9 protein-coding genes are annotated in these 11918 nt (G+C 47.6%); all 9 read left to right on the plus strand.

What is annotated here, in order from left to right:
- The first annotated feature begins 266 nt into the window (after positions 1-266).
- The 9 genes from rpsO to purN all read left to right on the plus strand — a co-directional run bounded on the left by rpsO (position 267) and on the right by purN (position 11906).
- The gene (rpsO, locus tag HMPREF3093_RS02080) at positions 267-536 is read left to right on the plus strand and encodes a 30S ribosomal protein S15 (RefSeq protein ID WP_023390881.1); all 270 of its coding nucleotides are present in this window, start codon (positions 267-269) and stop codon (positions 534-536) included.
- A 162-nt stretch (positions 537-698) separates the two neighbouring features.
- Positions 699-2801 carry a polyribonucleotide nucleotidyltransferase gene (gene pnp, locus HMPREF3093_RS02085; protein ID WP_023390880.1) on the plus strand — a complete coding sequence of 701 codons (2103 nt, stop codon included), beginning with the start codon at positions 699-701 and terminating at the stop codon, positions 2799-2801.
- A gap of 194 nt (positions 2802-2995) precedes the next feature.
- Positions 2996-3475 (plus strand): 5-(carboxyamino)imidazole ribonucleotide mutase, encoded by a 480-nt coding sequence (gene purE, locus HMPREF3093_RS02090; RefSeq protein WP_257244464.1) that lies wholly within the window; start codon positions 2996-2998, stop codon positions 3473-3475.
- Positions 3472-4518 carry a 5-(carboxyamino)imidazole ribonucleotide synthase gene (locus HMPREF3093_RS02095; protein ID WP_070755380.1) on the plus strand — a complete coding sequence of 349 codons (1047 nt, stop codon included), beginning with the start codon at positions 3472-3474 and terminating at the stop codon, positions 4516-4518. Before purE ends, HMPREF3093_RS02095 begins: the two co-directional genes overlap by 4 nt.
- Positions 4511-8188, plus strand: coding sequence for a phosphoribosylformylglycinamidine synthase (locus HMPREF3093_RS02100; protein ID WP_070755381.1), 3678 nt, complete (start codon positions 4511-4513; stop codon positions 8186-8188). The genes HMPREF3093_RS02095 and HMPREF3093_RS02100 overlap by 8 nt, the downstream gene beginning before the upstream one ends.
- A gap of 3 nt (positions 8189-8191) precedes the next feature.
- A complete protein-coding gene (purC, locus tag HMPREF3093_RS02105; RefSeq protein WP_070755382.1) occupies positions 8192-8899 on the plus strand; it encodes a phosphoribosylaminoimidazolesuccinocarboxamide synthase in 708 nt (235 codons plus the stop codon).
- Positions 8886-10340, plus strand: a complete 1455-nt coding sequence (gene purF, locus HMPREF3093_RS02110; RefSeq protein ID WP_070755383.1) for an amidophosphoribosyltransferase — start codon at positions 8886-8888, stop codon at positions 10338-10340. The genes purC and purF overlap by 14 nt, the downstream gene beginning before the upstream one ends.
- Positions 10333-11337 carry a phosphoribosylformylglycinamidine cyclo-ligase gene (gene purM / locus HMPREF3093_RS02115; protein ID WP_070755384.1) on the plus strand — a complete coding sequence of 335 codons (1005 nt, stop codon included), beginning with the start codon at positions 10333-10335 and terminating at the stop codon, positions 11335-11337. Before purF ends, purM begins: the two co-directional genes overlap by 8 nt.
- Positions 11334-11906 (plus strand): phosphoribosylglycinamide formyltransferase, encoded by a 573-nt coding sequence (purN, locus tag HMPREF3093_RS02120; RefSeq protein ID WP_070755385.1) that lies wholly within the window; start codon positions 11334-11336, stop codon positions 11904-11906. Before purM ends, purN begins: the two co-directional genes overlap by 4 nt.
- Positions 11907-11918: the final 12 nt, after the last annotated feature.

The raw sequence follows: 11918 nt of genomic DNA on the forward strand, positions 1-11918 counted from the left end.
CTTTTTTCACATGGGACTGTGCTAGGACTAAGCTGTAATATATGAAATAGCAAAGTTCTCAAACTAGCTTAGTCAAAGGCTTAAAATTTAGTCTATTTTCCTGGCTTAGGGCTTGATTTTTCCTAGCTTTTATCGTATATTTAGAGACGTGGTCGTTTGTTGCTTTATCGATGTTCGGCTACTTATAACACCCCGGCTCAGTTTAACGAATCACCAACGTTTTACTTAGCTTGTGGGATACTATATCGGAAAGAGGTGAAACTGAGATGGCATTATCAAAAGAGCGTAAAAATGAAATCATTAAAGCTTATGCTACTCACGAAGGGGACACTGGTTCTCCAGAAGTACAAGTTGCGGTTTTAACTGAAGATATCAATATCTTAACTGACCACATCCGTACTCATAAGAAAGACTATCATTCCTACCGCGGTTTGATGAAGAAAGTTGGGCGTCGTCGCCACTTGCTTTCTTACCTGCGTGAGAAAGATATTCAACGTTACCGTGAATTAATCCAACGTTTAGGTTTACGTCGTTAATTTTGGTAGCAGGGCGGCTACGGCCGCCTTCTTTTTTTAGAGCTTTACCATGGAATATGTGCTAACCAAATAAGAGCCGGGCAGGGTGGCTTGGCCAGTTCTTATTTGATTAGTCATGTTCCATATCAAGGGAGCAATCCCAATTTATAAGGAGGACATTCCATGTCAAACAAACATGTATTTTCTACAACTTTAGCGGGCCGTCCGCTATCTGTGGAAATTGGCGAATTAGCCAAACAAGCCAACGGCGCTGTATTAGTTCGCTACGGTGACACTGTGGTTTTATCTGCAGCCGTTGCATCTAAGAAAGCCGGGACCGGTGACTTCTTCCCGTTAACTGTCCACTACATCGAGAAGATGTATGCAGTCGGTAAAGTCCCAGGAGGCTTCATCAAGCGTGAAGGCCGTCCATCTGAAGCGGCAACCTTAACCAGCCGTTTGATCGACCGTCCATTACGTCCAATGTTCCCAGAAGGCGTTCGTAATGAAATTCAAATTACCAACACCGTTTTATCAGTTGACCAAGACTGCACCCCAGAAATGGCCGCTATGTTAGGGGCTTCCCTAGCCTTAGCTGTGTCAGACATTCCATTTGACGGGCCTGTTGCCGGTGTTAACGTAGGGCGCGTCAATGGGGAGATTGTTATCAACCCAACGGTTGCCCAAGCAGAATTATCTGACATCGAATTAACGGTTGCCGGTACGGCGACTGCCATCAACATGGTGGAATCTTCTGCCAAAGAAGTATCAGAAGCAGATATGTTAGAAGCCTTACTCAAAGGTCATGCTGCCATCAAGGAATTGGTAGCCTTCCAAAATGAAATCGTCGCTCAAATCGGTAAAGAGAAATTCGAGTTTACCTTGGCAGAAGTGGCGCCAGAAGTGGCAGCTCAAGTAGGGGAACGCTACAAGTCTCGCATGATTCAAGCCATCCAAACTCAAGAGAAGAAAGCACGTGAAGCAGCTGTTGACGCTGTTATGGAAGAAGCAACTGAATTCTTTGCAGCAGTATACGCTGACCGTGATGACTATGATCAGCTCATGAAGGACGTATCCACTGCCTTACACGACTTAGAGAAGGACGAAGTTCGTCGTCTCATCACTAAGGAACGTGTTCGTCCAGACGGTCGTCGCATCGATGAAATCCGTCCGTTGAGCTCTTCTGTGGCCCTCTTGCCACGCGTTCATGGTTCTGGTCTCTTCACTCGGGGACAAACCCAAGTCTTGACTGCTGCTACCTTGGCACCGCTCGGTGAGCACCAAGTAATCGACGGTTTAGGTATTGAAGAAGGCAAACGTTTCATCCACCACTACAACTTCCCTAACTTCTCTGTCGGCGAAACAGGTCGTGTAGGTAGCCCAGGTCGTCGTGAAATTGGTCACGGTGCCTTAGGTGAACGCGCCCTCAAACAAGTGATTCCTGCGCCAGAAGATTTCCCATACACCATTCGTTTGGTATCTGAAGTCTTGGAATCTAACGGTTCTTCTTCGCAAGCAAGTATCTGTGCCGGCACTTTGGCCCTCATGGATGCAGGTGTGCCAATTAAGGCGCCAGTTGCAGGGATTGCCATGGGCTTGGTCATGGAAGGGGAAGACTACACCGTCTTAACTGATATTCAAGGTCTTGAAGACCACCTAGGCGATATGGACTTCAAGGTAGCCGGGACAGCTGCCGGGATTACGGCCTTGCAAATGGATATCAAGATTCAAGGGATTACTGAAGCTATCTTAACCGAAGCTCTGACGCAAGCTAAGAAGGCCCGTTTAGAAATCTTGGATGAATTGGTCTCTACCTTACCAGAAGCTCGTAAGGAATTGAGCCCATACGCACCTAAGATTGACATCATCCAAATCAACCCAGATAAGATTAAGGTGGTCATCGGTCGTGGTGGGGAAACCATTAACGGCATTATTGACGCAACTGGCGTTAAGATTGATATCGACCAAACGGGTAATGTCTCTATCGCGTCTAGCGACCAAGATATGATTAACAAGGCTCGTCAAATGATTGAAGACTTAGTTCGTGAAGTTGAAGTAGGCCAAGTCTACACCGGTAAAGTTAAGCGCATTGAGAAATTCGGTGCCTTCGTAGAAGTCTTGCCAGGTAAAGACGGTTTAGTTCATATTTCTGAATTGGAACACCGCCGTGTGGCACAAGTCGAAGACGTGCTCAAGATTGGCGATGTCGTAGAGGTCAAAGTCATCGAAATCGACAACCAAGGTCGAATCAACTTGTCTCGTAAGGTCCTCTTACCTAAAGACTAATTCACTATCATCACTCAGGCTAGGAAGATTTTCCTAGCCTTTTTTGTATGCTTATCTCTTTGTCACAAGCAAACACGAACGTTAAGTTGACAAGTGGTAACAAAGTTCGAATATCCCTTTTATTTGCTAGCCAGGAATCCTATAATAAGAGTAGATAGGACTTAAGAAGCTTTGCTTAGAGAAAGGGTGTTAGTGTGGTAAAAGTAGCAGTCATTATGGGGTCCAAGTCAGATTACGCCACCATGGTCGAAACCTGTCAATTATTGGATCAATTCGGGATTCCTTATGATAAGAAGGTCGTAAGTGCCCATCGGACACCAGATTTGCTGGTTAGCTTTGCTAAAGGAGCAAGACAAGCTGGCTATTCATTGATTATCGCTGCAGCAGGAGGGGCTGCCCATTTACCGGGGATGGTTGCGTCTATGACAACCTTGCCGGTTATTGGTGTGCCCATTAAGTCTTCGACTCTAAGCGGCCTCGATTCCCTCTATTCCATCGTCCAAATGCCCTATGGCGTGCCTGTCAACACCATGGCCATTGGGGTGGCCGGGGCAAAAAATGCTGCCGTCAGTGCCTTGGCTATGTTGGGCATGACGGATCCAAGCTATGCCCAAGTTTATCAAGATTTTAAGTTAGAACAAGAACGCCTAGTATTGGAAGAGATGACACTATGAAGATAATTTTACCCGGCCAAACCATTGGCATTATTGGCGGCGGTCAGCTAGGTCGCATGCTGGCTATGAGCGCTAAGGAAATGGGCTATAAGATCGCCATCCTGGACCCAAGCAAAGATGCTTGTGCCCGTCACTTTGCTGACACTTTCATCCATGCGGACTTTGATAACCGTAATGGATTAGAGCGCCTCTGCCATATCTCGGATGTCGTGACTTTTGAGTTTGAGAATATTGACAGTGACCTCCTGGCTGAACTAGAAAAAGACTACCATATTGTGCAGAGCGCGAGCCTACTCAAGACTGCGCAACATCGCTTGCTAGAGAAGGAGTTTGCCCGTTCCTTGGGTATCGAAACAGTTGATTACCAGTATGTGGATGGAGACACGACTGGCGTCCAAGTAGACGGCACCTATCTCATGAAGACAGTGCGCTTTGGTTATGATGGCAAGGGCCAAAGTCAGATTACAGAGGCCAGTCAGGTCCAACCCTACACCTTGCTAGAACGTCTGGTGCCACTGGATAAGGAAATTTCTGTGGTGGCCTACAAGGATCGGACGGGCATCGGTATTGTGGCAGTCGTTGAAAATGAGCACCGAAATAACATTCTCTACCGATCCATTGTACCGACAACGGCAAGTCCAGAACAAGAAGCGCAAGCCATTGATTACACCCGTCGCATTCTAGATGCGGCTGATTATTATGGCGTCTTAACAGTTGAATTCTTCATTTCCCAAGGTCGCGTCATCTTTAATGAAATGGCGCCACGGGTCCATAATTCGGGCCACATCACCATGCAGTCCGCCAATAAGTCCCAGTTTAGAGCCCATATTGAAGCTATTTGTGGACTAGAAGTTGGGCCCATTCACAATCAAGCAACTACCCTCTATAACATCCTAGGTCAGGACTTGAGCTACTTCCTCAAGCTGATTCAAGAGCGACCAGCCCACCTACATCTCTATGAGAAGGAGCCACGTCAGGACCGTAAGATTGGCCATATTAATTTCCCAGGACATATTAGATTGGAGGAACCCTTCATTGGATAAGCGAATTTTTGTTGAAAAGCGTGAGCAGTATAGACAGGAAGCTAGCCAACTCATGGATAAGTTGAATAGTGAGTACGGCTTGGGCTTAGAGGACTTACATGTCTATGTTATCTATGATATTTACGGCATCGACTCCGCCACTTATGAGCAAGCTAAGTCTTCCGTCTTCTCCGAAGTCATGATTGACCAAGTCTATGAAGATTTGGACTTAGTGTCTGGCCACTATCTAGCTTATGAAGTCCTGCCAGCCCAATATGATCAACGCGCAGACTCTGCCATGCAGGCGATTGCCCTCCTCAATCAAGAAGCCAAAGTCTTGGTTCGTAGCGGTAAACTAGTTACCTTTGACAAGGCCTTGAGCACTCAAGCCTTAGCTCAAGTAGAGAAATATTTGGTTAACCCAATTGAAGCCCGCGTCAAGGATTTATCAGTATTGGAATTCTCGCTGGACTCTGAACCAAAGCCACTTAAAGATTTAAGCGGCTTTGGCAACTTTGGCGACCAAGAATTACTGGCACTTAAGGCTGACTTGTCTTTGGCCATGAACCTAGAGGATTTACGTTTCATTCAGGACTATTTTGTCAGCGAAAAACGAGATCCAACTGAGACGGAAATTTATGTCTTGGACTGCTACTGGAGCGACCACTGCCGTCATACCACCTTTGAGACAGTCTTAGATCAAGTCATCATTAATTCCAATAAGTTCCAAGTACAAATGCAGGAAGCCTTTGATTACTATGTAAAAATTCGTGGCGAGCTAGGGATCACCAAGCCCATGACCCTGATGGATATGGCTAGCATCATGGGCAAGTACCATGTTCGAGTTCTCAAAGACCAAGCCATTGAAGTCAGTGAAGAAATCAATGCCTGCTCCTTCTTCGTAACCGTCAATAATCAAGGGCAGGAAGAAGAATGGCTGGTTCAATTTAAGAACGAAACTCATAACCATCCATCTGAAATCGAGCCTTTCGGGGGCGCTTCAACCTGTATTGGGGGGGCCATCCGCGATCCACTATCTGGGCGTTCCTATGTCTATCAAGCTATGCGGGTCTCCGGTAGTGGTAATATCTTGCAAAAACGGGAAGAGACCCTAGAAGGTAAGCTGCCTCAGGTGACCATTTCGACCGTGACTGCCCACGGTAATTCCTCTTATGGTAACCAAATCGGCCTGGCTACTACCTTTGTCCGCGAGCTCTATGATGATTCCTATGTAGCCAAACATATGGAAGTAGGGGCTGTGGTCGGCGCGGTTAAGGTGGGTAATTACCAACGTCAAAGCCTAGTTCCTGGCGATATTGTGGTCATGATTGGGGGCCGCACGGGACGCGATGGTATCCAAGGGGCTAGCGGATCTTCCGTCGAACATACCAGTGATTCCCTAGAGACCGCAGCTAGCCAAGTACAAAAAGGGAACGCTCCTGAAGAACGTAAGTTGCAACGCCTCTTCCGTCGTCCAGAGTTAACCCGATTAATTAAGAAATGTAACGACTTCGGTGCTGGTGGGGTCTGTGTAGCCATTGGTGAATTGGCCGAAGGCATTGAAATTCATTTGGACAAGGTTCTGACTAAGTACCAAGGCTTGAATCCAACTGAACTAGCCATTAGCGAGTCCCAAGAACGTATGGCAGTAGCCATTGATCCAGCGGACTATCAAGCCTTTGTTGACATGTGCCGGGCAGAAAATATTGAGTATGCCCATGTTGCTACCATTACAGACCATCGTCGCCTGGAAATGTTCTATGGCCAAGATAAGGTCGTAGACATGGGAGCTGATTTCCTCGCAACTGCCGGGGTTCGCCAACATGCCAAGGCACGCCTAGTGGATAATGCGGGCGCCAATCCATTCCTAGCTAAGCAAGTGAGCAAGGAAGCGGTCTTAGCTGAATTAGCTAGTTTGAATGTGACTTGCCAAAAGGGCTTGGCCCAACAATTTGATGCTTCAATTGGTAATAGCACCGTCTTGATGCCATTTGCGGGTAAGCACCAGCTAACGCCTGTTCAAGCCAGTGTCCAAGCACTGCCAACTCTACATTCAACTAGTGACACAGCCACCATCCTAACCTATGGTTTCATTCCTAAAATTTCTCACTACTCCCCATTCTTGTCAGCTATCTATGCCGTACTAGAATCAGTTGCCAAGGTCTATGCCGTCGGCGGGACCAAGGAATCGCTCTACTTCTCCTTCCAGGAATACTTTGAAAAATTAGGCCAAGACCCTGCTAAGTGGGGCAAGGTGACGCAAGCCTTGTTAGGTTCGCTAGTAGCCCAAGAAGCGATTGGACGTCCAAGTATTGGGGGTAAGGACTCCATGTCGGGGACCTTCCATGGCTTGAATGTCGTGGAAACCTTGATTTCCTTTGCCTGTGCGCCGGTCAAAATTGCCGACGTCATCACGCCAGAACTCAAGGCGGTGGGTAACAAACTTTATCATGTGCCAGTCATTCGCGATGACCAGGGTTATCCAGATTTGGCAGCCACAATGGCGAACTATGAGAAAGTTCACGCCCTCATTCAAGAGGGAAGTGTCGTCTCCGCCTATGTCCAAGAAGAGGGCAGCCTGACTGCTTCCCTGGTTAAGATGGCCCTAGGAGCTGGTTTGGGCTTTGAGATTGAGTCTGTCAATGCGCTCAACTTTGATGTAGCTTCCTTAGTGATTGAAAGTTCGCGGGAGCTAGCAGACTTCACTTACCTAGGCCAAGTTCAAGCAGAGGGTCACTACCAAGTGAATGGTTTGACCTTCAGCCAGGATCAACTTTACCAAGCCTACACTCAAACACTAGAAGACATCTATCCTCTCTACCAAAACCAAGAGGCAGACGCGGCTGAGAACTTGACGCAAGAGGCAGATCAAGTCTATGCCTACCCAGAATATGTGGACCAGGTTCAAGTGGTCATTCCTGTCTTCCCAGGTACCAACTGTGAATACGATAGTGAGCGGGCTTTTGTAGAAGTGGGGGCTAAGGCCCAGTCAGTGGTCATTCGTAACCAAAGACCAGGCGATATTGAAGCCTCTGTCAAAGACTTTGTCGCAGCTGTCAAGGCCAGCCACATTATTTTCTTCCCAGGTGGTTTCTCAAGTGGGGATGAGCCGGATGGTTCAGCTAAATTTATCGTTAACTTCCTCAAACATCCAGAAGTGACAGCTGCCATCCATGCCCATTTAGCTGACAAGAAGTTAATCCTCGGTATCTGTAATGGCTTCCAAGCCCTTATTAAGTCAGGTCTCTTGCCATATGGGCAAATCAAAGACCTAGCACCTAGCGACTTGACCCTCTATCGCAACGATTCCTATCGTCATATTTCAACCACAGCCGTGACCCGTGTAGCCTCTACTCGTTCGCCTTGGACCCAAGGCTTCCAAGTAGGCCAATTGCACGAAGTGGCCTTCAGCCATGGGGAAGGGAAACTGGTTGGCGAGTCCGTGGAAGCTTTCAAAGATTTGGTGGCCTTCCAATATTGTGACTATGACGGTCAAGCAACGCTAAATGGACGCTTTAACCCTAATGGTTCCCAGCTAGCCATCGAAGGCTTAGTCAGCCCTGATGGCCTGATTTTGGGTAAGATGGGGCACAGCGAACGTTATCATCAAGGGCTTTATAAGACCAATACAATTCCAGGTCAGCAATCCATCTTTGCAAATGGGGTTGGCTACTTTAAGGGAGGAAAATAAACCATGAAACTCTTATACGAAGGCAAAGCTAAACAACTCTTTGATACCGGTAATCCTGAGGAAGTCTATGTTCACTATAAGAATAGTGCCACTGCCTTTAACGGTGTTAAGAAGGAAGAATTTGATGACAAGGGTAGACTTAACAATGCCATCACCAGCTTGATTTTTACCTATCTAGCAGAGCAAGGCATCCCAACTCATTTTATTAAGCAGGTTAATGAAACCGACCAAGTCTGCCGCCATGTGACCATTATTCCCTTAGAAGTGATTACCCGTAATATTGTGGCAGGCTCCATGGCCAAGAAATATGGGCTAGAAGAAGGACGCCAATTAGCTAAGCCGGTCTTTGAATTGAGTTATAAGAATGATGCGCTAAGCGACCCGCTTATCAATGACGACCATGCAGTGGCTTTGGAACTAGTGACGGAAGCGGAACTAGCGCAAATCAAGGACTTAACCGCTCGTATTAACCGGGCCCTACAAGGCTTGTTCCTAGCTGCCAACTTAATTTTGGTGGACTTCAAGATTGAGTTTGGCAAGACCAGCGACGGACAGATTATACTAGCCGATGAGATTTCACCTGATACTTGTCGACTCTGGGACAAGGACACCCGAGACAAATTAGATAAGGACCGCTTTAGACGTGATCTGGGTGACGTCATGGCAGCCTACAAGGAAGTATTAGGGAGATTAGAAGATGCGCGGAATTAATGAAGAATGTGGGGTGTTCGGGATTTGGAACCATCCCGAAGCTAGCCATGTGACCTACTTTGGTCTCCATAGTCTCCAACACCGTGGCCAGGAGGGAGCCGGTATTGTAGCGGGATCTAGCCAAGGTTTAGATAACCATCGTGGCCACGGTTTAGTCAGTGAGGTCTTTCGTGATGATAGTATTTTGGATCGTCTGTCAGGTGATCGGGCCATTGGCCATGTTCGTTATTCTACCTCTGGTACCAATCATATTGAAAATGTACAACCCTTTCTCTTTCATTTCTATGATATGGATTTGGGGATTTGCCACAATGGGAATTTGGTCAATGCTCGTGCATTACGCAAGTACCTTGAAGAGCGCGGGGCCATCTTCCATTCTTCCTCTGATACGGAAGTCTTGGTTCACCTCATTCGCCACAGCCAAGCGGAGACCTTCGAAGGTAAACTTCAAGAGGGTCTCAATCAACTGCGTGGCGGTTTTACCTATCTGATTGTCACCAAGGATGCCCTCTATGGAGCGGTAGACCAGCATGCCTTGCGCCCTCTAGTAATCGGAAAGATGAAAAATGGGGCCTATGTTGCCGCCAGTGAGACCTGCGCCATTGATGTGGTCGGAGCAGAATTCGTCTGCAATATTATGGCTGGTCAATATGTTGTCATCAACGATCAGGGCATTCGAATTGAAGCCTATGCGGCACCTCAAGCGCCTGCCGTAACAGCTATGGAATATGTCTATTTTGCTCGCCCAGACTCAGTCATTGCCGGTCAGAATGTCCATGCCACCCGTAAACGTGCTGGCCGTCGCCTAGCTCAAGAAGCCCCTGCTCAGGCCGACATGGTCATTGGGGTACCTAATTCATCACTCTCAGCCGCTACCGGCTATGCTGAAGTTTCCGGATTGCCCTATGAAATGGGCTTGATTAAGAACCAATATGTAGCCCGGACCTTTATTCAACCTACTCAAGAATTGCGGGAGCAAGGGGTTCGCATGAAACTTTCTGCCGTCAAATCCATTGTGGGTGGCAAGCGAGTCGTCATGGTAGATGACTCCATCGTGCGGGGGACCACCTCGCGTCGGATTGTCCAATTACTTAAGGAGGCCGGCGCCAAGGAAGTTCATGTGCGGATTGCGGCGCCACCTATTCTATTCCCATCTTTCTACGGCATCGATATGTCGACCTCTGGGGAATTGATTTGCGCCAATCACAGTTTGGAGGAAGTTTGCCAACTTATTAATGCAGATAGCTTGGCCTTTCTCAGTGAAGAAGGGCTCAAAGACGCGATTGGCCTAGAGGCTGAAGGTCCTAACAAGGGACTCTGCATGGACTGCTTTTCTGCCGACTATGTAGCCGGTCTACACGATTATGAGCAGCAATTCTATGACTCGCTGACCCCTATTCAACAAGCCTATTTAGCCAAAAAGGAGGCCCAACATGAGTAAACACTATGCAGCCAGTGGCGTGAGCCTTGAAGCCGGTTATGAATCTGTCGAACGTATTAAGAAACATGTAGCCAGAACCAAGAATCTTGGCATGCTAGCCTCCATCGGAAGTTTTGGTGGCTGCTTTGATTTGAGCGCCTATCATTTCAAAAATCCCGTCTTAGTAAGTGGGACCGATGGGGTAGGGACTAAGCTCAAGCTAGCCTTTGAGCTTGACATCCATAACACCATTGGGATTGATGTGGTAGCTATGTGTGTCAACGATATCTTGGCCCAAGGTGCTAAGCCACTTTTCTTCCTAGATTATCTTGCGGTAGGTAAGAACTATCCGGAGCAAATCGAAGCCATTGTCAGTGGCGTGGCCGATGGCTGTGTTCAAGCTGGCTGTGCCATTGTAGGTGGCGAGACCGCAGAGATGGCGGGCTTCTATGAAGACGGCGAGTATGATATTGCCGGTTTCTGTGTAGGGGCCCAAGAGAAGGAACTCTTACTTTCTCCTGACAATACGCGAGCTGGTCAAGTTGTGGTTGGTCTCCCTTCAAGCGGTGTCCATTCAAATGGTTTTTCACTTGTTCGTAAGATTATTAGCGACCATGATTTAGACCTCAAGTCAGCCTTTTGCAACTCGACCTTAGGTGAGACCCTCCTAACGCCTACGCGTATCTATGCCAAGGAAGTGGAAGCTGTTATGGCCCAAGTCAAAGTGGCCGGTATTGCTCATATTACGGGGGGTGGCTTCCATGAGAATCTACCTCGTTGCTTGGCCCCCGGACTGGGTATGAGCCTTGATAGTAAGGCCTATCAAGTGCCAGAAATCTTCCACTATTTGAGTCAAGTAGGACAGGTAGACTGGGAGGAAATGTATCATGTCTTCAATATGGGGGTTGGACTAGCCTTTGTAGTAGAGCCTGAAGATGTTAAAACCGTCTTGGACCTCCTGCCAGATGCCTTTGTTTTAGGCCAAGTAACTGACCAAGAAGGGATTGTTATCTCATGACCCAAGCCAAAAAACGCGTCGCCATCTTCGCCTCAGGGACCGGGTCTAACTTTCAAGCTTTAGCTGATGATGATCGACTGAAGGAAGTCATGACCATCAGCAAATTAGTCTGTGATAAGCCTGGCGCGCCAGTGCTGACCAAGGCCCAAAGCCTTGGCATCGACTGCTTTGTCTTTAGTCCTAAGGATTATGCCAACAAGGCCCAGTTTGAAGCAGCCATTCTAGAGGCTATTGAGCCAGTTGATCTGATTATCTTGGCAGGTTACATGCGGATTGTTTCTCCTTACCTATTAGAGCATTACAAGGGACCCATGATTAACTTGCATCCTTCCTTGTTGCCAAAATACAAGGGAGTCGATGCCATTGGTCAAGCCTACCGGGCAGGAGATAGTGAAATCGGCATTAGTGTCCACTATGTCAATGAAGAGCTAGACAGTGGCCAGGTCATTGCCCAAGCCAGTCTCCAACATCCAGCCGATGAATCCCTGGAGGATTTGACGCATCGTATTCACGACTTGGAGCATGAACTGTTGCCACAGGTCGTCTATCAATTACTAACCCAAGCATGAGAAGGAGGGCAA

This window comes from Abiotrophia sp. HMSC24B09 (genome assembly GCF_001815865.1).
In the GTDB taxonomy this organism is placed as follows: domain Bacteria; phylum Bacillota; class Bacilli; order Lactobacillales; family Aerococcaceae; genus Abiotrophia.

What these genes read in the sequence shown, in the direction of transcription:
- purC (WP_070755382.1), top strand. Translation starts at nt 8,192, where the DNA reads ATGAAACTCTTATACGAAGGCAAAGCTAAACAACTCTTTGATACCGGT.
- HMPREF3093_RS02095 (WP_070755380.1), top strand. Translation starts at nt 3,472, where the DNA reads ATGAAGATAATTTTACCCGGCCAAACCATTGGCATTATTGGCGGCGGT.
- rpsO (WP_023390881.1), top strand. Translation starts at nt 267, where the DNA reads ATGGCATTATCAAAAGAGCGTAAAAATGAAATCATTAAAGCTTATGCT.
- purF (WP_070755383.1), top strand. Translation starts at nt 8,886, where the DNA reads ATGCGCGGAATTAATGAAGAATGTGGGGTGTTCGGGATTTGGAACCAT.
- pnp (WP_023390880.1), top strand. Translation starts at nt 699, where the DNA reads ATGTCAAACAAACATGTATTTTCTACAACTTTAGCGGGCCGTCCGCTA.
- purM (WP_070755384.1), top strand. Translation starts at nt 10,333, where the DNA reads ATGAGTAAACACTATGCAGCCAGTGGCGTGAGCCTTGAAGCCGGTTAT.
- purN (WP_070755385.1), top strand. Translation starts at nt 11,334, where the DNA reads ATGACCCAAGCCAAAAAACGCGTCGCCATCTTCGCCTCAGGGACCGGG.